This window comes from Streptomyces sp. RLA123 (assembly GCF_056270165.1).
In genome coordinates this window covers 5,822,506-5,848,388 of sequence record NZ_JBWDOR010000003.1, presented here as the reverse complement: position 1 = coordinate 5,848,388, position 25,883 = coordinate 5,822,506, and the positions used below count along the sequence as shown (strand labels likewise).

22 protein-coding genes are annotated in these 25,883 nt (G+C 71.4%); 4 read left to right on the top strand and 18 right to left on the bottom strand.

Features of this window, described 5'->3' with window-relative positions; translation table 11 throughout:
• Positions 1-81 precede the first annotated feature (81 nt).
• A complete protein-coding gene (locus RV983_RS26680; protein ID WP_475988256.1) occupies positions 82-849 on the bottom strand; it encodes a TraR/DksA family transcriptional regulator in 768 nt (255 codons plus the stop codon).
• A gap of 22 nt (positions 850-871) precedes the next feature.
• On the opposite strand from RV983_RS26680, the gene RV983_RS26675 reads away from it, so the two are divergent.
• On the top strand, positions 872-1,570 hold the full coding sequence (locus RV983_RS26675; RefSeq protein ID WP_475988255.1) for a hypothetical protein: 699 nt from the start codon (positions 872-874) through the stop codon (positions 1,568-1,570).
• A 410-nt stretch (positions 1,571-1,980) separates the two neighbouring features.
• Positions 1,981-5,109 carry an isoleucine--tRNA ligase gene (gene ileS, locus RV983_RS26670; RefSeq protein WP_475988254.1) on the top strand — a complete coding sequence of 1,043 codons (3,129 nt, stop codon included), beginning with the start codon at positions 1,981-1,983 and terminating at the stop codon, positions 5,107-5,109.
• 234 nt (positions 5,110-5,343) lie between these two features.
• Here the strand turns inward: ileS and RV983_RS26665 are convergent, their stop codons facing one another.
• From RV983_RS26665 to mraZ, 17 genes are all read right to left on the bottom strand, one after another.
• Positions 5,344-6,540 (bottom strand): DivIVA domain-containing protein, encoded by a 1,197-nt coding sequence (locus tag RV983_RS26665; RefSeq protein WP_475988253.1) that lies wholly within the window; start codon positions 6,538-6,540, stop codon positions 5,344-5,346.
• 46 nt (positions 6,541-6,586) lie between these two features.
• Positions 6,587-6,874 (bottom strand): YggT family protein, encoded by a 288-nt coding sequence (locus RV983_RS26660; RefSeq protein ID WP_319661048.1) that lies wholly within the window; start codon positions 6,872-6,874, stop codon positions 6,587-6,589.
• 63 nt (positions 6,875-6,937) lie between these two features.
• Positions 6,938-7,537, bottom strand: a complete 600-nt coding sequence (locus tag RV983_RS26655) for a cell division protein SepF (protein WP_475988252.1) — start codon at positions 7,535-7,537, stop codon at positions 6,938-6,940.
• 63 nt (positions 7,538-7,600) lie between these two features.
• Positions 7,601-8,341, bottom strand: a complete 741-nt coding sequence (locus RV983_RS26650; RefSeq protein WP_475988251.1) for a YggS family pyridoxal phosphate-dependent enzyme — start codon at positions 8,339-8,341, stop codon at positions 7,601-7,603.
• A gap of 12 nt (positions 8,342-8,353) precedes the next feature.
• Positions 8,354-9,091: a peptidoglycan editing factor PgeF gene (gene pgeF / locus RV983_RS26645; RefSeq protein ID WP_475990468.1), complete on the bottom strand. Its 738-nt coding sequence runs from the start codon at positions 9,089-9,091 to the stop codon at positions 8,354-8,356.
• A 15-nt stretch (positions 9,092-9,106) separates the two neighbouring features.
• A complete protein-coding gene (gene ftsZ / locus RV983_RS26640) occupies positions 9,107-10,342 on the bottom strand; it encodes a cell division protein FtsZ (RefSeq protein WP_475988250.1) in 1,236 nt (411 codons plus the stop codon).
• Between the two features lie 246 nt (positions 10,343-10,588).
• Entirely contained in the window at positions 10,589-11,371 is a 783-nt protein-coding gene (locus RV983_RS26635) for a cell division protein FtsQ/DivIB (RefSeq protein WP_475988249.1), read from the bottom strand.
• A gap of 114 nt (positions 11,372-11,485) precedes the next feature.
• On the bottom strand, positions 11,486-12,577 hold the full coding sequence (gene murG / locus RV983_RS26630) for an undecaprenyldiphospho-muramoylpentapeptide beta-N-acetylglucosaminyltransferase (protein WP_475988248.1): 1,092 nt from the start codon (positions 12,575-12,577) through the stop codon (positions 11,486-11,488).
• Between the two features lie 6 nt (positions 12,578-12,583).
• Positions 12,584-13,990 (bottom strand): putative lipid II flippase FtsW, encoded by a 1,407-nt coding sequence (gene ftsW, locus RV983_RS26625; RefSeq protein WP_475988247.1) that lies wholly within the window; start codon positions 13,988-13,990, stop codon positions 12,584-12,586.
• 41 nt (positions 13,991-14,031) lie between these two features.
• On the bottom strand, positions 14,032-15,492 hold the full coding sequence (murD, locus tag RV983_RS26620) for a UDP-N-acetylmuramoyl-L-alanine--D-glutamate ligase (RefSeq protein ID WP_475990467.1): 1,461 nt from the start codon (positions 15,490-15,492) through the stop codon (positions 14,032-14,034).
• Between the two features lie 41 nt (positions 15,493-15,533).
• On the bottom strand, positions 15,534-16,598 hold the full coding sequence (gene mraY, locus RV983_RS26615; RefSeq protein ID WP_389251344.1) for a phospho-N-acetylmuramoyl-pentapeptide-transferase: 1,065 nt from the start codon (positions 16,596-16,598) through the stop codon (positions 15,534-15,536).
• Positions 16,598-18,022 (bottom strand): UDP-N-acetylmuramoyl-tripeptide--D-alanyl-D-alanine ligase, encoded by a 1,425-nt coding sequence (locus RV983_RS26610; protein WP_475988246.1) that lies wholly within the window; start codon positions 18,020-18,022, stop codon positions 16,598-16,600. The genes mraY and RV983_RS26610 overlap by 1 nt, the downstream gene beginning before the upstream one ends.
• Positions 18,019-19,614: a UDP-N-acetylmuramoyl-L-alanyl-D-glutamate--2,6-diaminopimelate ligase gene (locus RV983_RS26605; RefSeq protein ID WP_475988245.1), complete on the bottom strand. Its 1,596-nt coding sequence runs from the start codon at positions 19,612-19,614 to the stop codon at positions 18,019-18,021. The genes RV983_RS26610 and RV983_RS26605 overlap by 4 nt, the downstream gene beginning before the upstream one ends.
• A 200-nt stretch (positions 19,615-19,814) precedes the next feature.
• On the bottom strand, positions 19,815-21,845 hold the full coding sequence (locus RV983_RS26600) for a peptidoglycan D,D-transpeptidase FtsI family protein (protein WP_475988244.1): 2,031 nt from the start codon (positions 21,843-21,845) through the stop codon (positions 19,815-19,817).
• Between the two features lie 64 nt (positions 21,846-21,909).
• Positions 21,910-22,380 carry a cell division protein FtsL gene (ftsL, locus tag RV983_RS26595; protein WP_475988243.1) on the bottom strand — a complete coding sequence of 157 codons (471 nt, stop codon included), beginning with the start codon at positions 22,378-22,380 and terminating at the stop codon, positions 21,910-21,912.
• Positions 22,377-23,345, bottom strand: a complete 969-nt coding sequence (gene rsmH, locus RV983_RS26590) for a 16S rRNA (cytosine(1402)-N(4))-methyltransferase RsmH (RefSeq protein WP_475988242.1) — start codon at positions 23,343-23,345, stop codon at positions 22,377-22,379. Before rsmH ends, ftsL begins: the two co-directional genes overlap by 4 nt.
• 204 nt (positions 23,346-23,549) lie before the next feature.
• Positions 23,550-23,981 (bottom strand): division/cell wall cluster transcriptional repressor MraZ, encoded by a 432-nt coding sequence (mraZ, locus tag RV983_RS26585; RefSeq protein WP_475988241.1) that lies wholly within the window; start codon positions 23,979-23,981, stop codon positions 23,550-23,552.
• A 243-nt stretch (positions 23,982-24,224) separates the two neighbouring features.
• On the opposite strand from mraZ, the gene RV983_RS26580 reads away from it, so the two are divergent.
• Together RV983_RS26580 and RV983_RS26575 are read left to right on the top strand one after the other, a co-directional pair.
• A complete protein-coding gene (locus RV983_RS26580; protein ID WP_475988240.1) occupies positions 24,225-24,767 on the top strand; it encodes a beta-class carbonic anhydrase in 543 nt (180 codons plus the stop codon).
• A gap of 109 nt (positions 24,768-24,876) precedes the next feature.
• Entirely contained in the window at positions 24,877-25,854 is a 978-nt protein-coding gene (locus RV983_RS26575) for an AAA family ATPase (protein ID WP_475988239.1), read from the top strand.
• Positions 25,855-25,883: the final 29 nt, after the last annotated feature.

Genomic DNA, 25,883 nt, shown 5'->3' with positions numbered 1-25,883 from the left:
CAGGCCGGATCCTGACGCTGACGAGGTTACGGCACACACGTCCGGACAGCGGGGGCGGCCGGGCGCTGCCCCCGCGAAATCTCAGTAGCGGCGCTCCTGCCGCTGCTTGCAGTCGACGCAGAGCGTGGCCCGGGGGAAAGCCTGCATGCGCGCCTTGCCGATGGCCTTGCCGCAGGACTCGCACAGCCCGTACGTACCGGAGTCGAGCCGTTCCCGTGCGTGCTCGGTCTGGGCGAGCATCTCGCGGGCGTTGGCGGTGAGCGCCATCTCGTGCTCGCGGGTGATGTTCTTGGTGCCGGTGTCGGCCTGGTCGTCACCGGCGCCGTCACCGGAATCGCGCAGCAGGCCGGTGATGGCGTCCTCCGAGGTCGAGATCTCCGTCCGCAGCCGGTCCATCTCGGTCAGCAGTTCGGCGCGGGCCGCGTCCACCTCCTCGGCGGACCAGGGCTCCTCACCGGGCCGTACCGGCAGGTCGGCGGGGGCCACGATGCCGGTCGGCCGGGCGATACGGGCCGTGGGCACCGGGGAGGCGGATCCCCCTGATGCGGCCGTACCGGCCGCGGTCTTCTTCGCTACCACCTTCTGGGCTCCCTTTTTCGTGGCCTTCGTGGTCGTGCCGGTCTTCGCCGGCCCGGACTCCTTGGCGGGCCCGGCCGTCCGCCCCGCCGTCGCGGTCTTCTTCGGCGGGGCGGCCTTCTTGGCCGCCGGCGCCTTCTCCGCCGCGGGGGCGGTCTTTTTCGCGGGGGGCGCGGTCTTGTGCGCCACCCGTCCCGCAGTCTTACCGGCCTTGCCCGACTGGCCCGTGGTACGAGTGGGCGCCGTCGTCGTGGTCTTCTCAGCCTCCGCCACGGCAGCTCTCTTCCCTGCGGCCTTGACCGCGGTCTTCCGCGCGCTTTCCGCGGTCTGCTTCACGGCACCGCCCGCCTTCCTGGCGGGCGGCTTCTCGGACGCCGTCCTCTTCGAGGATGCCGCCTTTGTGACGGATTTCGCTTTTCCGGAGGACACCACCTTCTTCGCAGGCGTCGTGGCAGCGGGCTTGGAAGCGGTCTTGGCAGGGGCCTTTGCGCGGCTTTTCGCCGGGCTCTTCGCGGGCAGCTCAGGGGCCGACGCCTTCGAGGACGGCGCTTTGGTACCGGATACCCCGGATACCGCCTTCACGGTCTTCCCGGGCTTCACGGCCTTCAGGGCCTTCCCCGCCTTCGCGGACGCGGCCGCCTTCGCCGCGGAGACCCTCCCGCCGGCCGCGGCGGCCTTCCCGCGAGCGGGCGCGGAAGGGGCGGGGCGTTGGGCCGCTGCCTTGGGCGCGCCTTTTCCGCGGTCCGCGGAGGCGGCCCTGGGCGTGGCTTTCTTCGCCGTCGCCTTCTTCGTGGCGGTGGTCTTCTTCCCCACCATGGTCGCGGCCCCTTCACATATTGTGATCTTGCTCGCGAATCGTGCCGGAACGATAAATCGGCTCCGGACCCGCGGCAACGGGGCACGCCGCCGGATTCGCCCGCCTTGCCCGGTCGGGAGGCAGGTCTGCATCCGTTGTGCCCAGGTCTCCGCCAGGTATTCCGGTACCGACCGGTAGCGCGGTGCGCACCGGGCCATTCGGGTCACTCCGACCCCGCGGGCAACCCGGCCGGCAGCGCGGCCCTGTCCCGCCCCTGGCCTTCGGCATGACGAACCCCAGTACACTGGGCAGAGCGAAAGGCGTGGAAGGGGACGAGTAGCGCCGCACGCAGCCCATAGCGACCCGGGGGCGGTGGAAGCCCGGGGGTGTGCGCGACGTGAAGATCACCCCGGAGCCGCCGGAAGAAAGCCCGAGAGGGCCGGTAGACCCGGCAGCGCGACCCCAATGAGGGGGCTGCGGAACGACCCCGCCAGGGGCCCGCCCGCCGCCAAGGAGGGTGGTACCGCGGGACCGGCGCAGCAGCCGGCTCTCGTCCCTCCGACGGAATACGCACGCACCAATGACGTGTCCGCCGGAGGCAGAATCCGATGACGCAGTACCGCCAGGTCCCCGCCCAGGTCGACCTGCCCGCGCTGGAGCACGAAGTGCTCGCGTTCTGGCAGGAGAACAAGGTCTTCGCCCGTTCGCTGGAGCAGTCCGAGGGCAAGCCGGAATGGGTCTTCTACGAGGGCCCCCCGACCGCCAACGGCATGCCCGGCGCGCATCACATCGAGGCCCGCGTCTTCAAGGACGTCTTCCCCCGCTTCAAGACCATGCAGGGCCACCATGTGACCCGCAAGGCCGGCTGGGACTGCCACGGCCTCCCGGTGGAGCTCGCCGTCGAGAAGGAGCTCGGCTTCACCGGCAAGCAGGACATCGAGGCCTACGGCATCGCCGAGTTCAACGCCAAGTGCCGGGAGTCCGTGACCCGGCACACCGACGCCTTCGCCGAGTTGACGACCCGTATGGGCTACTGGGTCGACCTCGACGAGGCCTACCGCACGATGGACCCGCAGTACATCGAGTCCGTCTGGTGGTCTCTGAAGCAGATCTTCGACAAGGGCCTGCTCGTCCAGGACCACCGCGTCGCGCCCTGGTGCCCGCGTTGCGGCACCGGCCTGTCCGACCACGAACTCGCCCAGGGCTACGAGACCGTGGTCGACCCCTCGGTCTTCGTGCGTTTCCCGCTCACGTCCGGCCCGCTGGCCGGTGAGGCCGCGCTCCTGGTGTGGACGACCACGCCCTGGACGCTGGTGTCCAACACCGCCGTCGCCGCGCACCCCGACGTCAGCTACGTCGTCGCGACCGACGGCACGGAGAAACTGGTCGTCGCCGAGCCGCTGCTCGGCAAGGCGCTCGGCGAAGGCTGGGAGCCCACCGGCCAGAGCTTCACCGGCCGCGAGATGGAGCGCTGGACCTACCAGCGCCCCTTCGCCCTGGTCGAGATCGAGAACGCGCACTACGTGGTCAACGCCGAGTACGTCACCACCGAGGACGGCACGGGTCTGGTCCACCAGTCGCCCGCGTTCGGTGAGGACGACCTCAAGACCTGCCGCGCCTACGGCCTGCCCGTGGTCAACCCGGTGCGCCCCGACGGCACTTTCGAGGAGGAACTGGAGCTCGTCGGAGGCCAGTTCTTCAAGAAGGCCGACGAGGCACTGGTGGCCGACCTCCAGGAGCGCGGCCTGCTCTTCCGGCACCTGCCGTACGAGCACAGCTACCCGCACTGCTGGCGCTGCCACACCGCGCTGCTCTACTACGCGCAGCCCTCCTGGTACATCAGGACGACCGCGGTCAAGGACGCGCTGCTGCGCGAGAACGAGCGCACCAACTGGTACCCCGAGGCGGTCAAGCACGGCCGCTTCGGCGACTGGCTGAACAACAACATCGACTGGGCGCTGTCCCGGAACCGCTTTTGGGGCACCCCGCTGCCCATCTGGCGCTGCGAGGAGAACCACCTCACGTGCGTCGGCTCGCTGGCCGAGCTGTCGGAGCTGACCGGAGCCGACCAGACCGGCCTCGACCCGCACCGCCCCTTCATCGACGACGTCACCTTCGCCTGCCCGCAGTGCTCGGCCCCCACCACGCGCGTGCCCGAGGTCATCGACGCCTGGTACGACTCCGGCTCCATGCCGTTCGCCCAGTGGGGATACCCGTACCGCAACAAGGAGGTCTTCGAGCGCAGCTACCCCGCGCAGTTCATCTCCGAGGCGATCGACCAGACCCGCGGCTGGTTCTACACGCTGATGGCGGTCGGCACCCTGGTCTTCGACCGGAACTCCTACGAGAACGTGGTCTGCCTGGGCCACATCCTCGCCGAGGACGGCCGGAAGATGTCCAAGCACCTGGGCAACATCCTGCAGCCCATCCCGCTCATGGACCAGCACGGCGCCGACGCCGTGCGCTGGTTCATGGCGGCCGGCGGCTCGCCCTGGGCCGCGCGACGGGTCGGCCATGGCACGATCCAGGAGGTCGTCCGCAAGACGCTGCTGACCTACTGGAACACGGTCGCCTTCCAGGCCTTGTACGCCCGTACCGCCGGCTGGGCCCCCGGTGAGGCCGACCCGGCGCCCGCCGACCGCCCGTTGCTGGACCGCTGGCTGCTCGGCGAACTCGGCGTCCTGGTGCGCGATGTGACCGGCGCGCTCGAGTCGTACGACACCCAGCGGGCCGGCAAGCTGCTCTCCTCCTTCGTGGACGACCTGTCCAACTGGTACGTCCGCCGCTCCCGTCGCCGCTTCTGGCAGGGCGACCGGGCGGCGCTGCGCACCCTGCACGACGTCATCGAGACCGTGACCCGGCTGATGGCACCCCTGGTGCCGTTCATCACCGAGCGCGTCTGGCAGGACCTGGTCGTCCCGGTCGCCCCGGGCGCACCGGAGTCCGTGCACCTGACGAGCTGGCCGACGGTGGACGAGGCGCTCGTCGACCCCGCCCTGTCCGAGCAGATGGCCCTCGTACGGCGTCTGGTGGAGCTGGGCCGGGCCACGCGCGCGGAGTCCGGGGTCAAGACCCGTCAGCCCCTCTCGCGGGCGCTGGTGGCCGCGGCGGGCTTCGAGTCGCTGGGCGAGGAGCTGCGGGCGCAGATCGCGGAGGAGCTGAACGTCGTCTCCCTGGCGTCCCTCAGCGAGGTCGGCGGCTCCCTGGTGGACACCACGGCCAAGGCCAACTTCCGCGCGCTCGGCAAGCGCTTCGGCAAGGGCGTCCAGGCCGTCGCCAAGGCCATCGCGGAGTGCGAGGCGGCGGCGCTCTCGCTCGGCCTGCGCGAGGGCACGGCCTCCGTCCTGGTGGACGGCGAGCCGGTCGCCCTGTCACCGGAGGAAGTGATCATCACCGAGACCCCGCGCGAGGGCTGGTCGGTCGCCTCCGACTCCGGCGCGACGGTCGCACTCGACCTGGAGGTCACCCCGCAGCTGCGGCGGGCCGGTCTGGCCCGTGACGTGATCCGGCTCGTCCAGGAGGCCCGCAAGAACAGCGGTCTGGACGTCGCCGACCGCATCGCGCTGCGCTGGGCCGCCGCGGACGCGGAGCTGGCCTCGGCCCTGGAGGAGCACGCGGGGCTCGTCGCGGACGAGGTCCTCGCGACGGACTTCGCCTCCGGCGGCCCCGAGGACGGCTACGGGCCCGCCTTCACCGACGAGGCCCTCGGCCTCACCTTCCACCTCCGCAAGCGGTAGACGCCCGCCGGAAGTCCGGCGGACTCCGCCGGATGCGCTTGGTCCATCCGGGTGTCCCGGTACCCGGCCGCCCCCGTCCACAGCACCGTGGACGGGGGCGGTTCTTTGGTGCGGCCGGCGTCCCCCGGCCAGGGGACCTCGCAGACACAGGACACAAAAGGGCCGGGCCCCGAGGGAAGCGATTCCCTGGGGGCCCGGCCCTGTGTGGTGCCGTGGTGCGCGTCGCGCGAGCGACTAGTTGTCGTCCTCGTCGATCAGGAACCCGCGCATCGGCGTGGGCGCCTGCTGCAGCGGCGCCGGCCCCTGCGGCCGGACCGGTGCCATCGGCTGGGTCATGGCCGGGGACATCTGCTGCTGGCCGCCGTAGGTGGGGTTGGGGCCGCCGTGGCCGCCCATGCCCTGGCCGCCGTAGTTCTGGCCGCCGCCCATGGTGCCGGCACCGGCCGTGGCCATGCCGCCGCCCATGGTCCCGCCACCCATGCCGCCGCCCATACCGCCGGAACCGGAGGAGAGGGAGGGGGCCGCGGAGGTCCGCGGCGGGGCGAGCGAGTCGTCGGCCTGGTTCTCCAGCTGGCGCAGCTGGCTCTCCAGGTAGGACTTCAGACGGGTGCGGTACTCGCGCTCGAAGCCGCGCAGGTCCTCGACCTTGCGCTCCAGCGTCGCGCGGGCGGACTCCAGGGAGCCCATGGCCACGCGGTGCTTCTCCTGCGCGTCCCGCTCCAACGCGTCCGCCTTGGCGCGGGCGTCGCGCTCCAGACCCTCGGCGCGGCTGCGGGCCTCACCGACGATCTTGTTGGCCTCGGCGCGGGCCTCGGCGATGGCCTGGTCGGCCGTCTGCTGAGCGAGCGAGAGCACACGGGCGGCGCTGTCGCCGCCGGGACCCTGCTGCTGCATGGGGTGGCCGCCCTGCATGGGGCCGGGACCCTGCTGCTGCATCGGGTGCTGGCCCATGTGGCCGGGACCCTGCTGCTGCATGGGGTGGCCGCCCTGCATGGGGCCGGGACCCTGCTGCTGCATCGGGTGCTGGCCCATGTGGCCGGGACCCTGCTGCTGCATGGGGTGCTGCCCCATGTGGCCCTGCTGAGCGCTGGGCCCGGCGGGCAGGGCGAGGCCACTGCCGGGTCCCTGGGGGCCGCCCATCTGCTGCGGCGGCACCGGCTGCGGTCCGGATATGGCCGCGGGCACGGGGGCACCGGGGCCGCCGCGGCCGTCCTGCGGCTCGGGCTTGCGCATGCCCTGCTGCTGGTTCTGCGCGGCGGCACGGGTGGCCGCCGCCAACTTCGCCCGCAGGTCCTCGTTCTCGCGCAGCAGCCTCGTCAGTTCCGACTCGACCTCGTCGAGGAAGGCGTCCACCTCGTCCTCGTCATAGCCTTCTCGGAGGCGGACGGTCGTGAACTGCTTGTTCCGCACGTCCTCGGGGGTCAGTGGCATCTCTTCACCTCAACGTGATCGTCGACATATCGGGAGCCCGCATCGGTCATCTCAAGCCCCCCACGACGGTGAGCAGGATGTACACGATGATCATCAATACGAAGAAGGACAGGTCGAGCGCCACGCCCCCGAGACGCAGCGGCGGAATGAACCGCCGCAGAAGCTTGAGTGGCGGATCGGTGACAGTGTAGGTGGTCTCCAGAACGACCACCATGGGCTTCCCAGGCTGCCACGATCGGGCGAACTGGAAGACATAGTCCATCACCAACCGGAAGATCAGGACAAGCAGGAAGCACATCAACGCGATCCACAGCACCTGGAGTGCGATGTCCATCGCGCGTCCCTCTCCTCTGCCTGCTCTTGGGCCTCGCGGCCGGCTTTCGTGCGGTTGCGTATCTCAGCTCTGATTGAAGAACCCGCCCTCGGCGATGCGGGCCTTGTCCTCCGCCGTGACATCGACGTTAGCAGGCGACAGGAGAAACACCTTCTGCGTCACCCGCTCGATGCTCCCGTGCAGCCCGAAGACCAGACCGGCCGCAAAGTCGACAAGTCGCTTTGCGTCCGTGTCGTCCATCTCCGTCAGATTCATGATCACCGGGGTGCCCTCGCGGAAGTGTTCCCCGATGGTACGGGCTTCGTTGTACGTCCGGGGGTGGAGTGTCGTGATCCGGTACGGCTCTCGTTCGGACACGACCTTAGGCATGATCACCGGTGCGTTCTTCTCCAGGCTATGACGTTCTTGTGTGATGGATGCCACTGGGGCGATCCGTGGTTCCCGAGGGACCGGCGGGTGCACGAGGCGTGCCGGCTCTTCCGGTTGCGTCTGGTGCGGCGGCTGGTGGGACGGGTGCGGCTGGTGCGTCTGGTGCGACCGGCGGGGACGCTCCGGCTCCGGCTCGGGCTCGAACTCGTCGTCCGGGTCGAAGCCCGGGCCGTCGTACCCGTCGTCCTCCACGAGGCCGAGGTAGACCGCCATCTTGCGCATCGCGCCGGCCATGCTCTGCGTCCTCTCAGCGGGGAAAGACCATATTTTTTGTGTGGTCCGACTTGGTTGGTGACGTTACCGGAGCCCGGTCCGGACTCCGAGTACCGCGCTACCGATGCGTACGTGTGTCGCACCTGCGGCAACGGCCTCTTCAAGGTCCGCGCTCATCCCTGCCGAGACCATGTTCGCAGCAGGATGCATCTCGCGCAGGCAGGATGAGATTTCCGCCAGCCGGTCGAAAGCGGCGCGGGGTTGACCGGCGTAGGCTCCGGCCAGCGGCGCGACCGCCATGAGGCCGTCAAGTCGCAGCCCTGGAGCGGCAGTCACGGCTTCGGCGATCCCTTCGACGGCATCCGGTGCGATTCCGCCACGGCTACCCTGGGCCCCCGACTCGGCGTCCAGCGCGACCTGAACGAGGCAGCCCAGTTCACGCCCGGCCCGGTCCGACTTCATGACCGCGGCGGACAGCGCCTCCACCAGCCGGACACGGTCCACCGAGTGCACGACGTCGGCGTAACCCACCACCGAGCGCACCTTGTTGGTCTGCAACTGGCCCACGAAGTGCCAGGTCATCGGCAGGTCCCCGCAGGCCGCCGCCTTGGGCGCGGCATCCTGGTCGCGGTTCTCCGCGACCTCGCGGACGCCGAGTCCCGACAGGATCCGGACGTCGCTCGCGGGATAGGTCTTGGTGACCACGATGAGGGTCACCTCGCCCCGGGCCCGGCCGGCCGCCGCGCACGCCGCGGCGATCCGCTGCTCGACCCGGGCCAGATTCGCCGCGAGTTCGGCCCGGCGTTCTTCCGTTCGGTCAGTCATGTTGTGCGTCGCTCACTGGTCGCCGTCCAGCCAGACATATGCGGCGAGGCGTCCGGTGGTGCGCTCGCGGCGGTAGGAGAAGTGGTCGCCCGACTCCATGGTGCAGATATGTGATTTCTCACCTGCGGGAACGCCGAGACGGGCGAGTTGGGCGTGGACCCCCGCGGCGACGTCGACGGAGGGGGTGCCCCAGCTGGTGGTGGCCCGCGACTCGGGGACGGCGCGGGCGACGTCCTCCCGCATCTGCTCGGGCACCTCGTAGCACGCGCCGCAGACCGACGGCCCGGTGACGGCGGTGATCCGCTCCGGCCTGGCGCCGAGGCCGACCATCGCCTCGACCGCCGCCGGGACGACGCCGGCGACCAGTCCCGGCCGGCCGGCGTGGGCCGCGGCGACGACTCCGGCCTCGGTGTCGGCCAGCAGGACGGGGACGCAGTCGGCGGTCAGCACCGCGAGCGCGAGGCCGGGCCGGGTGGTGACGATCGCGTCCACCTCCGGGACCCGCCGCTCACCCCAAGGGGTGGCGACGACGGCCACGTCGTTGCCGTGCACCTGCTTCATCCACACCACGTGCGCGGGGTCCAGACCCAGTTCACGGGCGGCGAGGTCACGGTTGGAGAGTACGGCCGCGGGGTCGTCGCCGACCGCACCGCCGAGATTGAGGCTGTCGTACGGAGCGGCGCTCACCCCGCCCCACCTGTCGGTGAAGGCGAAGTGGGCGCCGCCCGGACGTGCGTGGTTGTGCGTTATCACCTGAGACTGTGCTTACTTGAGGAAGTCGGGGACGTCGAGTTCCTCGGCGCTGGTGTCCTGGTACGGACGCGCCGGGGGGACCTGCGGTGCGGTCGGCTGGGCCGGGACGTCGGCCACAGGCTCGGGACGGGACGGCTCCTCGTCGCGCTGGGTGACACTGCCCAGACCCGCGAAGGCCGGGCGCGAGGGCTCGGCCGGCGGGGTGGACGGGCGGACCTGGGACGACGCCGTGTTGCCGCTCTCGTCACGGGAGCTGCCGTATGCGCCGAGCACCTTGTCCCGGTTGGTGCGGGTCGGCGGCTGGCCGCCGTCGAACCCGGCAGCGATGACGGTGACCCGGACCTCGTCGCCCAGGGCGTCGTCGATGACGGCGCCGAAGATGATGTTGGCCTCGGGGTGCGCGGCCTCGCTGACCAGTTGGGCCGACTCGTTGATCTCGAACAGGCCGAGGTCGGAGCCGCCGGAGATGGACAGCAGGACGCCCCGCGCGCCGTCGATGGACGCCTCGAGCAGCGGCGAGGAGATCGCCATCTCCGCGGCGGCGACCGCGCGGTCGTCGCCGCGGGCCGAGCCGATGCCCATGAGTGCGGAACCCGCCTCGGACATCACGGACTTCACGTCGGCGAAGTCGAGGTTGATGAGGCCGGGGGTGGTGATCAGGTCGGTGATGCCCTGGACACCGGAGAGCAGCACCTGGTCCGCGGACCGGAAGGCGTCCAGCACGCTCACCTGGCGGTCCGAGATGGACAGCAGCCGGTCGTTGGGGATCACGATGAGGGTGTCGACCTCGTCGCGCAGCTGGGCGATGCCGTCCTCGGCCTGGTTGGCGCGGCGGCGGCCCTCGAAGGTGAACGGGCGGGTGACCACCCCGATCGTGAGGGCGCCCAGCGTGCGGGCGATGTTGGCGACCACAGGCGCGCCACCGGTGCCGGTGCCGCCGCCCTCACCCGCGGTGACGAAGACCATGTCGGCGCCCTTGAGCACCTCTTCGATCTCCTCGCGGTGGTCCTCGGCGGCCTTGCGGCCGACATCGGGGTTGGCGCCGGCGCCGAGGCCGCGCGTGAGTTCGCGGCCGACGTCGAGTTTCACGTCGGCGTCGCTCATCAGCAGGGCCTGTGCATCGGTGTTGATCGCGATGAACTCGACGCCCTTGAGACCGACCTCGATCATCCGGTTGATGGCGTTGACGCCACCGCCGCCGATGCCGACGACCTTGATGACTGCGAGGTAGTTCTGCGGTGCTGCCACGTCGAAGGCCTCTCGCCTCGAGTTACGTATACCTGTGGGACGGTCGGGAGGTGCCGGCCGACCCGAACCCTAACCCTCAGGTTTAGGGTTACCAGTATGTCTGTCCCGCACGTTCTTTGGGACAGGACACTAAATCGACAAGCGGTTCGCGTTCAACGAACACGCCGAACCTCCCGTTTTTCTTTTGACCCTATGTGATCACGCAGGAGCCGGACCAACCAGGGTGTCGAACTGAAGGCTGGGACGTCAACCGTCCGATGCCGCAGGGGCTGTTGGGGCACTCACGTCGTAGAAGATCGCATGCTCTTCGACTTTCATGAGCGTGCCGAGCGCGAACGCCTTTTCCTCGCCGTGCTCCACGCTCCCCCACACCACGGTGCGTCCGCCCGCCAACTCCACCGAGATGTCGTCCCAGGAGCGCACTTCGATCAGACGTGCCTGCTGGTAGGCGGCTTTCGGGAGGTCGGCGGCGACCTGGACGGCAGCGGCGAGGAGGCGCTTTGTCCCGAAATGGCGAAAGCTCGCCGAGTCGCGGTCGGGGCTCAATTCGATGACGGGTACACCTTTGATGAGGTCGTGGATCTCCGCGAACCGTACGCCGTCGACGTCCACTTCGACGAAGTTCCCGCCATCTTTCACCAGGGCCGCGGGAGTTCGCTCCGTCACTTTAAGAACGACCGTGTGCGGCCATGAACGTTCCACTGTCACATTCGCGATCCGTGGAAGGCGTTCCCGCAGCCGGCCGGCCACCGCGTCGGTGTCCACGGAGACCAACGGGCCGTCCAGCGGCACCTCGGCGGCGTCCCGCACGTCGTCCGGGGTCAGCACGTCGGTGCCGGTCACGGTGACGGACGTCGTGCGCAGCCATGCCGAGCCGTACAGCAGCCAGGTGGACGTGCCCGTGAGCAGCCCGGCGGCCGCGAGCGCCGCGAGCGTGATCGCACGGCGGCGGCGGGCCGGTACCGGCGACGGCTGGATCTCGTCGTCGTCCTGGTCGGCGGCCGGCTCGGCGGTCCTCGGTACGGCCACGTTCGCCTCCGGGGGTTGGGGAGTGGGGTCGTCCGCTGCGCAGCAGGCTAGCCGCCCCGCCCGGCTCACCGGCGGGCGCACGCCGGTGGGTGGGCCGGGGCCCACCCACCGGGCTCAGCGACGACGGGCCGCGATCGCCTCGTGAACCATGCCGACGAGCAGTTCGTCGGCGTGCGGGCGGCCGAATTCGGCCGCGGCGCGCGACATTTCATACAGTCGGTGCGGATTGGTCATGACCGGCAGCACATGGCCCAGCACCCACTCGGCGGTGAGTTCGGCGTCGTCGACGATGACGCCACCGCCGGCCTTGACCACCGGCTGGGCGTTGAGCCGCTGCTCGCCGTTGCCGATGGGCAGTGGCACGTAGGCCGCGGGAAGGCCCACGGCGGACAGCTCGGCGACGGTCATGGCACCGGCACGGCAGAGCATCATGTCGGCGGCGGCGTAGGCCAGATCCATCCGGTTGAGGTAGGGCACCGGGATGTACTGCGGCATGCCGGGCATATTGTCGGCTCGCGGGAGTTCGTTCTTGGGGCCGACCGCGTGCAGGATCTGGACGCCGGACTGCTGAAGGCGCGGGGCGACGGAGGCGATCACCTCGTTGAGCCGCCGGGCGCCCTGGGAACCACCGGAGACCAGCAGCGTCGGCAGGGTCTGGTCGAGCCCGAACGCGGCCCGCGCCTCGGCCCGCATCGCGACGCGGTCCAGCGTGGCGATGGACCGGCGCAGCGGGATGCCGATGTAGCGGGCGTGCCGGAGCTTGCTGTCGGGGGTGCTCACCGCGACGTAGTCGGTGTAGCGCGAGCCGATCTTGTTCGCCAGTCCGGGACGGGCGTTGGCCTCGTGCACCACGATCGGCACACCGAGCCGCTTGGCGGCCAGGTAGCCCGGCAGCGCCACGTAACCGCCGAAGCCGACCAGCGCGTCCGCCTTGGCGCGCTCGAGGATCTGCTCCGCGGCCTTGATCGTGCCGCGCAGCCGCCCGGGCACGGTGATCAGCTCGGGGGTGGGCTTGCGTGGCAGTGGGACGGCGGGGATCAGAGCCAGCTCATAGCCGCGCTCGGGCACGAGCCGGGTCTCCAGGCCCCGTTCCGTGCCCAGCGCGGTGATCCCCACGGTCGGATCCTGCCTGCGCAGGGCATCGGCGAGCGCGAGCGCGGGCTCGATGTGGCCGGCGGTCCCCCCACCGGCGAGTACGACATGCACCGAAATTCACCGCTCCCTGGACGGCCGCCGTGCGACGAACCGCCTCATTGTCCGTGTCATTGCCCCCGGCCAGTAGCCGGGCCCCCGCGCCTTCAGTGCCGCCCGCGCCCCGGGCTCGCTCCTGGCGAAGGAGATGAGCAGCCCGATCGCGAACATGGTCGGCAGGAGGGCCGAGCCTCCGTAGGAGAACAGCGGGAGCGGGACGCCGGCGATCGGCAGCAGGCCGAGCACCGCACCGATGTTGACCACGAACTGCGCCGTGATCCACGTCGTCACCCCACCCGCGGCAAACCTGACGAAGGGGTCCTCCGTACGACCGGCCACGCGGATACCCGCATAGCCTAGAGCCGCGAAGAGGGCGAGCACCGACAGCGTCCCCGTCAGGCCCAGTTCCTCCCCGGTCACGGCGAAGATGAAGTCGGTGTGCGGTTCGGGCAGTTGGCCCCATTTCTCCACACTGGCACCGAGACCGGAACCGAACCATCCGCCGGAGGCCAGGGCGTAGATCCCGTGCACGGCCTGCCAGCAGCCGCCACTGGGGGTGACATCGGTGGCGCCGATGCAGGCGAGCCGGCCCATCCGGTTGCCGCTGGTCTTGATCAGCAGGAAGCCGATGACGCCGGCCACCGCCAGGACGCCCGCGAACAGCCGGGTGGGGGCGCCGGCGATCCACAGCAGGCCGAAGAGGATCGCGGTCAGGATGATGGCGGTGCCCATGTCGCCGCCGAGCATGATGAGGCCGAGCAGCAGGAAGGCGATCGGCACCAGCGGGATCAGCAGGTGCTTCCACTGGACGAGCAGCTTCTTGTCGTCCTTGCGGGCGAGCAGGTCGGCACCCCACAGGACGAGGGCGAGCTTGCCGAACTCACTGGGCTGGAGCTGGAACGGGCCGCCCAGGTAGAGCCAGTTCTGGTTGCCGTGCACCGACTGCCCTATCCCCGGCACCTGCACCAGCGCCATCAGGAAGACCGAGCCCACCAGCAGGGGGTAGGCCAGCGCCCGGTGCAGCCGCACGGGGATCCGGGAACCGACGATGAGCAGCCCGGTGCCGAGCACGGCCGCGAAGAGCTGCTTGCGGAAGTAGTAGGTGGACGGCAGCCCGTACTCCAGGGCCTTGATCTGGGAGGCGGAGAAGACCATCACCAGACCGAGGACGGTGATCAGCAGGCTGCTGCCGAGGATCACGTAGTAGGCCGTCAAGGGGCGGTCCCAGGCCCGCTTGGCCCGGTCGAAGACCACCTTGGCGCCGCGCAGGGCGCTCCCCCGCGACGGGCCCCGCGGGGGGCGGGCCGCGGGCGGCCCCGCGCGTCCCGGCCGGGGCAGTGCCGCCGCCGGGCGCGCCGGGCGGGCGGGGGCGCCGAGCGCATTGCGGGAACGAGAACCGGAGGCGCCACCGTGGTCGGCTGCCGTCATGTCCCCTCCTTGGTCGCGGTGCGTGCCGGAGCGGCCTGCGGCTACTGCCCGGTGCCGGGGGCCCGCAGGTCCCGTACGGCCTCGGCGAACGCGTCGCCGCGGACGTTGTAGTTCGCGAACATGTCCATCGAGGCGCAGGCCGGGGCCAGGAGCACCGTGTCACCCGGGTTGGCCAGGTCCCGCGCTGCGCGGACGGCGGCCGCCATCGCCCCAGTGTCGGTGCGGTCGAGGTCGACGACCGGGACCTCGGGGGCGTGTCGCGCGAGCGCTTCGCCGATGAGGGCCCGGTCGGCGCCGATCAGGACGACGCCGCGCAGCCGCTTGGCGGCGCCCGTGACGAGCTCGTCGAAAGTCGCGCCCTTGGCGAGGCCTCCGGCGATCCAGACGATGTGCTCGTACGCGGCCAAGGACGCCTCGGCGGCGTGCGTGTTGGTGGCCTTGGAGTCGTCGATGTAGGTGACGTCGTCGACCGTGCCGGCGTGCGCGATGCGGTGCGCGTCCGGGCGGAAGGCGCGCAGGCCGTCGCGAACCGCGGCCGGCTGCACGCCGAAGGCGCGGGCGAGGGCGGCCGCGGCCAGCGCGTTGGCGATGTTGTGCGGGGCCGGCGGGTTCACGTCGGAGACCTCCGCCAGCTCCTGGGCGGCGGTGTGCCGCTCGGGGGCGAAGGCGCGGTCGACCAGGATGCCGTCCACGACGCCGAGTTCGGAGGGGCGGGGGCTGCCGAGGCCGAAGCCGATCGCGCGGCAGCCCTCCTCGACGTCGGCCCCGCGCACCAGGGCCTCGGTCGCGGAGTCGGCCAGGTTGTAGACGCAGGCGACCGTGTTGCCCTCGTAGATACGGCCCTTGTCGGCGGCGTAGGCCGCCATGGAGCCGTGCCAGTCGAGGTGGTCCGGGGCGAGGTTGAGCACGGCGGCGGAGTGCGGGCGCACGGAGGGCGCCCAGTGCAGCTGGTAGCTGGACAGCTCGACCGCCAGCACGTCGTACGGCTCGTCGGAGAGCACGACGTCCAGGACGGGGGTGCCGATGTTCCCGACGGCCGCGGTGCGCAGGCCCGCGGCGCGCAGGATCGAGGCCAGCATCTGCACGGTCGTGGTCTTGCCGTTGGTGCCGGTGACCGCGAGCCAGGGGGCCGCCGTGCTCGCCGAGGGCGACTCCCGCAGCCGCCAGGCCAGCTCCACGTCGCCCCAGACCGGGACTCCGGACGCCTCGGCGGCGGTGAAGAGCGGACTGGCGGGCTTCCACCCGGGTGAGGTGACGATCAGTTCGGTGCCCTCGGGCAGGGTGTCGCCGTCGCCGAGCCGTACGGCGACGCCGAGCGCCTCCAGGGCGGCGGCCTGCGCGCGGTGCCGCTCGCCGTCGCCGCCGTCCACCACGGTGACCCGCGCACCCAGCGCGGCCAGCACCTCGGCGGCGGGGATCCCGGAGACCCCGAGCCCGGCCACCGTGACCCGGCGGCCCGGCAGCCCCAGCGCGCGGGCCGCCTCGACGGCGTGCGCGGGCAGCGTGCGCGGAACGGCGCCGGACTCCTGCCCGGAGGGCGACGTCACTGCGCGGCCACCCAGCCCGCGTAGAAGAGGCCGAGGCCGACGGCCATGCACATGCCCTGGATGATCCAGAAGCGGACGACGACCAGGACCTCGCCCCAGCCCTTCAGTTCGAAGTGGTGCTGCAACGGGGCCATGCGGAAGACGCGCTTGCCGGTCAGGCGGAAGGAGCCGACCTGGATGACCACGGAGAGGGTGATGAGGACGAACAGGCCGCCGAGGATGGCGAGCAGCATCTCGGTACGGGAGCAGATGGCCAGACCGGCCAGCGCGCCGCCGAGTGCGAGCGATCCCGTGTCGCCCATGAAGATCTTGGCCGGTGAGGTGTTCCACCACAGGAAGCCGAAACAGGCGCCCATGAGCGCGGCCGCGACCACCGCGAGGTCCAGCGGATGGGGCACGTCGTAACAGCCCGGCCCCGCGGTGACGACGTTGGAGCAGGACTGGCCGTACTGCCACACGCCGATGACGGTGTACGAGGCGAAGACCATCACCGACGCACCGGTGGCGAGGCCGTCGAGGCCGTCGGTGAGGTTCACGCCGTTCGACATCGCGAGGATCATGAACAGCGCCCAGATCACGAAGATCACCGGGCCGAGCGACCAGCCGAAGTCCTGGGTGAAGGACAGCCGGGTGGAAGCGGGGGTGACCCCGCGGGAGTCGGCGAACTGGAGCGACAGCACCGCGAAGGTGATGCCCACGATCAGCTGGCCGGCCATCTTCGCCTTGGCGCGCAGACCGAGGCTGCGCTGCTTGACGATCTTGATGTAGTCGTCCAGGAAGCCGACGACGCCGAGGCCCGCGAAGAGGAAGAGCACCAGCAGGCCGGAGATCGTCGGCCGCTCGGAGGTGATCACCTTGGTGAGCGCGTACGCGACGAGCGTGGCCAGGATGAACGCGATGCCGCCCATGGTGGGCGTACCGCGCTTGCTGTGGTGTTCCTTGGGGCCGTCGTCGCGGATGAACTGGCCGTACCCCTTGCGGGCCAGCAGCTTGATCAGCATCGGAGTGCCGATCAGGGAGAGGAAGAGGCCGAGGACGCCCGAGACCAGGACTTGGTTCATTACTCAGCGCCCCCACCCTCGGCGCCGTCGAGGAGCGCGAGCGCCACCCGTTCCAGTCCGACCGCCCTCGATGCCTTCACCAGCACGACGTCCCCCGGTCGCAGCTCACTGCGCAACAGGTCGATCGCCGCCTCAGCGTCGGACACGTGCACCGACTCCTCACCCCACGAACCCTCGTTGTAGGCGCCCATTTGCACCCAGGCGGCCGCCTGGCCGCCGACCGCCACCAGCTTGCTGACGTTGAGCCGGACGGCGAGCCGTCCGACCGCGTCGTGTTCGGCGAGGGACTCCCCGCCGAGCTCGGCCATCTCGCCCAGCACGGCCCACGTGCGGCCCCCGCGTGCCTCCGCGGCACGGCCCATCGACGCGAGCGCGCGCAGGGCGGCCCGCATGGACTCGGGGTTCGCGTTGTAGGCATCGTTGACGACCGTCACGCCGTCCGGCCGTTCCACGACCTCCATACGCCAGCGGGACAGCGTCCCGGCTTCGGAGAGCGCGGTGGCGATCTCCTCGGTGGGCATGCCGAGTTCACGGGCTACGGCGGCCGCGGCGAGCGCGTTCGACACGTGGTGCTCACCGTACAGGCGCAAGGTCACTTCGCTGCACCCGGTAGGGGTTGTGAGCGTGAAGACCGCCTGACCTCGGTCGTTGAGACGGACGTTCTCGGCGCGCACCTCGGCGTCCGGGGCCTCTCCGAACAGCACGACGCGCGCCTTGGTGCGCGATTCCATCGCGCGCACCAAGGGGTCGTCGGCGTTCAGCACGGCGATGCCGCCCTCGGCGGCCTCCGGCAGTGCCTCGACCATTTCGCCCTTGGCCTGGGCGATCTGCTCGCGGCCTCCGAACTCGCCGATGTGGGCGGTCCCGACGTTGAGGACCAGGCCGATGCGCGGCGGGGTCAGCTCGGTGAGGTAGCGGATGTGGCCGATGCCGCGGGCGCCCATTTCCAGCACCAGGTGCCGGGTGGACTCGTCGGCCCGCAGCGCGGTGAGGGGAAGCCCGATCTCGTTGTTGAGGGAGCCGGGGGTCCAGACGGTCGGGGCGAGCCGCTGGAGCACCTGGGCGATGAGGTCCTTGGTGCTGGTCTTGCCCGCCGAGCCGGTCAGCGCCACGAGGGTCGCGCCGAGCCGGTCGATGACGTGCTGGGCAAGCCGGCCGAGGGCGAGCTGGACGTCGTCCACGACGATCGCGGGCACACCGACCGGCCGGGCGGCCAGTACGGCGACCGCGCCGGCCGCGACGGCCCGCTCCGCGTAGTCGTGGCCGTCCACGCGCTCGCCCTGGAAGGCGACGAACAGCCCGCCCGGCTGCACCTGACGGGAGTCGATCTCCACGGACCCGGTGACCCGAAGGCCGGGGTCCGGTATGTCGTACGTGCTCCCGCCGACCGCCTGGGCGACCTCGGCGAGGGTGAGTGGGATCACAGCTGGTCCTGGTCCTTCTCCTGCGCTGGTGTGCCCGCGGCGTGCCCGATGGCCGCGCGGAGTACTTCTCGGTCGTCGAAGGGGCGTACCACTCCGGCGATGTCCTGTCCCTGCTCATGGCCCTTGCCGGCCACCAGTACGGTGTCGCCGGGCCGGGCCGTCGCGACGGCCGTCGCGATGGCGGCGGCCCGTTCCGGCTCGACGATGACGTGGCCCCGCTCGTGCGCCGCGACCCCGGCGGCACCGGACAGCATCGCGGTGAGGATCGCGAGCGGATCCTCGGAGCGGGGGTTGTCGGAGGTGAGCACCACGGTGTCGGCGAGCCGTGCGGCGGCGGCGCCCATCGGGCCGCGCTTGGTCTGATCGCGGTCGCCGCCGCAGCCCAGCACGATGTGCAGGCTGCCCTTGGTCACCTTGCGCAGTGCCCGCAGCACCGACTCGACGGCGTCGGTCTTGTGCGCGTAGTCCACGACCGCCAGGTACGGCTGGCCCGCGTCGACCCGTTCCAGCCGGCCCGGGACGCCCGGCACGGCGGCCACGCCGTCGGCGGCCGTCTGCGGGTCGATCCCGGCCACCGCGAGGGCGGTGATCGCGGCGAGCGCGTTGGCGACGTTGAAGGGGCCGGGCAGCGGCGAGACGGCACTCACACGCCGCCCCCCGGGCCCGACGGCGGTGAACGTGGAGCGCAGCGCGCCGATCTCGACGTGCTCGGCGCGCCAGTCCGCGTCCGGGTGGCCCTCGGTGGAGAAGGTCGTCACCGGCACCTGCGCCTCACGCGCCAGCCGGCGGCCGTACTCGTCGTCGAGGTTGACCACGCCGAGCCGGCTGCGGCGCGGGGTGAACAACTGCGCCTTGGCCTGGAAGTAGTCCTCCATCCCCGAGTGGAACTCCATGTGCTCGGGGCTGAGGTTGGTGAAGACGGCGACGTCGAACACCGCGCCGTCCACCCGGCCCAGCACCAGGGCGTGACTGGAGACCTCCATGACCACCGCCCCGACGCCCCGCTCGCGCATCACCGCGAACAGCGCCTGGAGGTCGGTGGCCTCGGGCGTGGTGCGCTCGCTCTTGATCCGCTCGTCGCCGATCCGCGACTCCACGGTGCCGATGAGGCCGGTGCGGGTGCCGTGCACCGCGCGCAGGCCGCCCTCGACGAGGTACGCGGTCGTGGTCTTGCCGGAGGTGCCGGTGATGCCGATCTGCAGCAGGTTCTCGCCCGGCCGGTCGTAGATCTCGGCGGCCAGTTCACCCATCGCGGAGCGGGGGTCCGGGGCGGTCATGACGGGCAGTCCGGTCGCGGCGGCGCGCTCGGCGCCCGCCGGGTCGGTGAGGATCGCCGCGGCACCGAGATCGGCCGCCTGGGCGGCGAAGTCGGCGCCGTGGAAGCGGGCCCCGGGCAGGGCCGCGTAAAGGTCGCCGGGGCGGACGGCGCGCGAGTCGTGGGTGATCCCGGTGATGGGGGCGGCGTCCTGCGCGGGAGGCTGCGCGCCGAGCCTCGCGGCCAGATCCGCGGGCGACTTGGGGCGGACCCGGGTCGGGCGGGGCGCGCCCGGCTGGGGCTGGTCGGGTGTGGGGGACTGATCAGCGAGTGACACGGCGGTGAGAGTACCCGCCGGGCCGGGCCCGGGGCCAAAAGGCCTCCGCGCCGGTTCCCGCCCGGCACTCCGCCCGCCGGGATGCCCGGCACGCTCCGCGTCCGCCGAACCACCGTGCGTGCCCGCCGCGGCGGGACCGTCCTCGGTCATGTCCGCCGTCCCCTTTCCTCCCGCACGCCGTTCACGTCCCTCACGCCCCTTCACGACTTCGACGAGCCCCACTCGACCGGCAGGCTCGGCGTCCGCGTACCGCTCGGCGCCACCCGCAGGGACTTCAGGGCGAACTCCATGACCTGCTTGAAGACCGGGCCGCAGATCTGGCCGCCGAAGTAGCTGCCGCGCGTGGGGTTCTGGATCACGCAGGAGACGGTGAGCCGGGGCTTGTCCGCCGGCGCGAAGCCCATGAAGGAGGCGGTGTAGCCACTGTAGGTGCCGGTGTCCGGGTCCACCCGGTTGGCCGTGCCGGTCTTGCCCGCGACGCGGTACCCGGCGATCCGGGCCTTGACGCCGGTGCCCTGCTCGCTGCCGACGACCGACTCCAGCATCGTGGCGAGCGTCCGGGCGGTCTTCGTGCTGACCACCCGGGTCTTCTTCGGCTCGGCGGCGGGCACGAACCGGCCGTCGGGGCCGGTCGTCCCGCGCACCAGGCTGGGTTCCACCCGGACGCCGCCGTTGGCGACGGTCGAGTAGACCGAGGTGGCCTGGACGGCGTTCAGCGACAGGCCCTGCCCGAAGGGGATCGTGTACTGCTGGGACGCGTTCCAGTCGTCCGGCTTCGCCAGGATCCCGGGCGTCTCTCCGGGGAAGTCCAGCCCGGTGGGCCGCCCGATCCCGAATCTGCTCAAGTAGGAGTAGAGGACGCGATTGGCCTGTTTCTGGTTCTTGCCGAGCTGTTCCGCGGCGAGGATCGTGCCGATGTTGCTCGACTTGGCGAGCACGCCGTTGAGCGTCAGATACCACGTGCCGTGGTCCACGTCGTCGTGGAAGACCCGGTCGGCGCGGGGCAGCGTGCCCGGCACGGTCACATGGGTCTGCGGGGTGGCGACACCCTCGTCGAGCACGGCGGCCATGGACATCAGCTTGCTGACACTGCCGGGCTCGTAGGCGTCCTCGATCGCGAAGTTGTGCAGCGCCGAGGCGTCCGCCGTGGACAGGTCGTTGGCGTCGAAGCCGGGTGAGTTGGCCATGGCGAGGATCTGCCCGGTGCGGGTGTCCTGGACGACGACGTAGCCGCGGTCCGCGTCGGACTCCGCGACCTGGTCGGTGATGGCCCGCTGCGCCGCCCACTGGATGTCCCGGTCGAGGGTCAGCTCCACGTCCGTGCCGGGCTCCGCGGCCCGTTCGCGCACGCTGGCCGTGGGCACCCGGCGGCCTCCGGACTGGGCGTAGGTGATCGTGCCGTCCTTGCCGGCCAGGAGCTTGTTGAGGCTGTTCTCCAGGCCGCCGCCGCCGACGTCGGAGGCATTGACCCAGCCGATGACGCCGGCGGCGAGGTCCCCGGCGGGATAGACCCGCTTGCTGTGCCGCAGACGGAAGACGCCGGCCAGGTAGTTGCCGCCGTCGCCCTTGGCCGCCTTGTCGGCCAGCGCGTTCTGCAGGTCCTTGATCTGGTTCCAGACCTGCGGCGACTGCTGGCGGGCGATGATCTCGTTGCGCGACTTGGGGTAGTTCGCCAGCTGCTTGGCGATGGTCTGCGCGTCGCCGTCGACGATCGGGGCCAGCAGTTCGGCCGCGCGCTGCGGGCCGTCCTTGACCTTGGCGTACTCGGGGGTGAACAGCAGCGGGTCGGCGGTGATGTCGTACGCGTCGACGGTGGTGGCAAGGTCGATGCCGTTGCGGTCGGTGACCGTGCCCCGCTCGGCGGGCAGCGTGGCCTTGAAGTTCCGGTTGATCTCGGCCTTGGCGGTGAATGTCGCCGCGTCGACGGCCTGCACCTGGAAGAGCCGGATGACGAAGGTCAGTATCACCAGGGTGAGCGCCAGGCTCACCAGCCGCAGCCGGGGGCGGGGTCTGCCCAGCCGCAGCAGCGCCGCCCCGGAGGGCGAGACCGGTCCCCGCGGTGCAGGACGGCGCCCCCGCTGCCGCGGCGGGGGGTTGCCGCGGGCGTGCGCCTCACGGGGCGGAACGGGCCTGCGCCCGCCGCCGCGCGGGGGCTGGCGGCGCCCCGCCGCCTCGCGGCCGGCGCCTGGGACGGGCCGCCTGCGCGGCGGTTCGCCGTCGTGGCTCACCACGCGGCGGTACCTTCACCGGCGCGGGACAGCGGGGTGCGCCGGCGTCCCGGTACGGGGGCGGGGGTCACGGCGTCTCCTGAGGGGTGACGGACGGACTGGCGGACGACCCGGCGGACGGGCTCGCGGGCGGACTGACGGAGGGCGCCGGCCCGAGCGAGGCGGCGGCGGAACCGCTGGGGGCCACCGCGGCCGGGGCGGTACTCAAGGACGGCAGGGGCACCGGGGCGTCACTCGCGTTGCCCGGGTCGCCGAGCACGGAGCCGTCGGGGGCGAGGAAGGCCGGGTTGCCGCCGGGCACCATGCCGAGCTCGCGGGCACCCCGGTCGAGCGCGTCCGGGGCGGAGTACTGGTCGACCTCCTGCTGGAGCTCCTGCTCGTCGTCGGTGTACTGCGTGGTCTCCTTCTGCAGCTCGCTGAGCTTGAAGGAGTCCCGGTTCACCGCGGAGTTGAGCAGCAGCAGGGTGATCAGGCCGCCGCCGAGCAGAAGCACGATCAGCAGGACGAAGGGCGACCGTGCCGCCGTGCGCCGTCTCATGCCCGGGCCTCCCTGATCCGCTCGGCGCCGCGCAGCCGGGCGGGGGCCGCCCGGCGGTTGGCGGCGATCTCGTCCTCCGTCGGCAGTTCGGCGCCACGTGTGAGCAGCTTCAGCCGGGGCTGGTACTCCTCGGGAACGACCGGCAGCCCGGGGGGCGCGGTGGTCGCGGCACCGGCCGTGAGGACGCCCTTGACCAGGCGGTCCTCCAGCGAGTGGTACGACAGCACGGCGATCCGCCCGCCCACCGCGAGCGCGGCGACGGCGGCCGGGATCGCCCGCTCGAGCACCGTCAGCTCGCCGTTGACCTCGATGCGCAGCGCCTGGAAGGTGCGCTTGGCCGGGTTGCCTCCGGTGCGCTTGGCGGCCTGGGGAAGCGCCTCCCGAATCAGCTCGACCAGCCGCGCGCTGTGGGAGAAGGGCCGGCCGCCCCGCTCTCTGACGACCGCTTCGACGATCTTGCGGGCGAACTTCTCCTCGCCGTACTCGCGCAGCACGCGGACCAGCTGGCCCGGCGGGTAGGTGTTGAGCACCTCGGCGGCGCTGATGCCCTTGCTCTGGTCCATCCGCATGTCCAGGGGCGCGTCCTGGGCGTAGGCGAAGCCGCGGTCGGCCTCGTCGAGCTGCATGGAGGAGACGCCGAGGTCGAAGAGGATGCCCTGCACCCGGGGGACGCCGAGCCGCTCCAGCACCTCGGGCAGCTCGTCGTAGACAGCGTGCACGAGGGTGGCCCGGTCGCCGTACGGGGCGAGCCGCTCCCCCGCCAGCTTCAGCGCGGCGGGGTCGCGGTCCACGGCGACGAGCCGGGCCTCCGGGAAGCGCCGCAACAGGGCCTCGCTGTGCCCGCCGAGGCCGAGGGTGGCGTCCACGACCACCGCGCCCGGGGCGCCGAGGGCGGGGGCCAGCATGTCCAGGCAGCGGTCCAGCATGACCGGGACGTGGCGTGGCTCGGAGGGGGTGGTGCTCATGGGGCCCTTCTCAAGTACTTCCGGGGACGTACCACTGGGTCCCCGCCCGCTCGTGGACGGACCTCTGGCGCCGGGGAAGGAGTGCCAGCGGACCGGGGAGCGGGAGGAGGCCGAGTGTCACGTACGCGTACGTGAGCCATCAGGCTAGATCAGCGAGTGCGCGCGGCTCCTGTCGACGGTTCGGGTGGGGCGGGACGGGCGGGGTCACAATAGGCCGGGCGGCACCTCCTGCGACAACGCGGAGAAAGCGTCCTCCTGGGCGGTCAGGTACTCCTCCCAGGCGGCCGCGTCCCACACCTCGACCCGGGTGTTGGCGCCGATGACGGCGCAGTCCCGGTGCAGGCCGGCGTAGTCGCGCAGGGGCTGAGGGAGGGTGACACGACCCTGCTTGTCGGGCACCTCGTCGTGGGCCCCGGCGAACAGGACGCGCATGTAGTCGCGAGCCGCCTTCGACGTGACCGGCGCCCTGCCGAGCTCTTCGGTGAAGGCGCGGAAGCCTGCCACGGGCCATACATAGAGGCAGCGTTCCTGCCCCTTGGTGATGACCAGGCCGTCGGCGAGCTGCTCGCGGAACTTCGCAGGCAGGACCAGCCGGCTCTTGTCGTCCAGCCGCGGCGCGTACGTCCCGAGGAACATCCGCACCTCCCGCTTGACCGGCCACTGGCTGGCGACCCACTTCGCGCCACTTTACTCCACCGGGCCCCACGGTCAACGAGAAGCCCGCCCCGGCACGGGCGTACAGGGGTGCGGCCGCATCGGAATCACTCGCATGGGCGATCCGCGCCGGCGCCTGTGGGTTACCTCACACTGCGGGGTTTGACCGAGTTTTGCCGGACCCGGCAGCGGGTGTGTCGGCCCCACGCCGTCTACGGTCGTCCCATGTCGACAAACGCGCAGCAGCCGGCGGGCCACGCCGCCACCGGCACCTCTTCCGTCACCGATCGCCTGGTCGAGGCGAACCGCAAGTACGCTGCGCGGTTCGGCGACCCCGGCATGGACGCCCGGCCGGTCCTCCAGGTCGCCGTGGTCGCCTGCATGGACGCCCGGCTCGACCTGCACGCCGCGCTCGGCCTGGAGCTCGGCGACTGCCACACGATCCGCAACGCGGGCGGCGTGGTCACCGACGACACCATCCGTTCGCTCACCATCAGCCAGCGCGCCCTCGGCACCCGCTCGGTGGTGCTGATCCACCACACCGGCTGCGGCCTGGAGTCGCTGACCGAGGACTTCCGCACGGAGCTCGAGGACGAGGTGGGCCAGCGCCCGACCTGGGCGGTGGAGGCGTTCCGCGACGTGGAACAGGACGTCCGGCAGTCCATACAGCGTGTGCGGACCTCACCGTTCATGGCACATACGGATGATGTGCGGGGATTTGTCTTCGACGTCCACACGGGCCTGCTGCGGGAAATCACGAACGAGTAACGGAAGCCGAGTGACGCGGAGCATAGTTGAAGGAGAGAATGCTCCGTAAACACGGGGAGGGCCGGTCCAGGAATGGCCGCGACCCTAGGAACGGGCCGAGGAGAACCGGGTGACGACCTATGAGTCGCGAGCAAGCCTCAGCGATCTGACCGCCACGGCGGACCGCGTACGACGGTCGGTGGAGAACGTGATCGAGGGCAAGCCCGAGGTCGTACGGACTGCCCTGACAGTGCTGCTCGCCGAGGGACACCTCCTGATCGAGGATGTCCCCGGCGTCGGCAAGACGATGCTCTCCAAGGCGCTGGCCCGGTCGATCGACTGCTCGGTCCGGCGCATCCAGTTCACACCGGACCTGCTGCCGTCCGACATCACCGGCGTCAGCGTGTTCGACCAGCAGCGCCGCGACTTCGAGTTCAAGCCGGGCGCGATCTTCGCGCAGATCGTCGTGGGCGACGAGATCAACCGCGCGTCGCCCAAGACGCAGTCGGCGCTGCTGGAGTCGATGGAGGAACGCCAGGTCACCATCGACGGCAGCACCTACCCGCTGCCGAGTCCCTTCATGGTCATCGCCACCCAGAACCCGGTGGAGATGGAGGGAACGTATCCGCTGCCCGAAGCGCAGCGGGACCGCTTCATGGCCCGGGTGTCCATCGGCTACCCGAGCCTGGAGGCGGAGCTGGAGATGCTGGACGTGCACTCCGGTGCCAGCCCGCTGGACGACCTCCAGCCGGTGGCGCACGCCCACGAGATCGTCAAGCTGGTCGAGGCGGTGCGCACCGTGCACGTGTCGGCCGCGGTACGGCACTACGCCGTCTCCCTGGTCGCCGCCACCCGCGACCATCCCGACCTGCGCCTGGGAGCCTCCCCCCGCGCGACGCTGCACCTGGTGCGCGCCGCACGCGCGGCGGCGGCCCTGGACGGGCGGGACTTCGTCCTCCCGGACGACGTCCAGTCCCTGGCCCCCGTGGTCCTGGCGCACCGTCTGCTGCCCACGGCGCAGGCACAGTTGAACCGGCGCACGCCGGAACAGGTCGTCGCCGAGATCGTGCAGCGCACCCCGGTACCCGACCCTTACGGCAGCCGATGAGTCCGAGACGGGGCGGGGCGCAGGAGGCA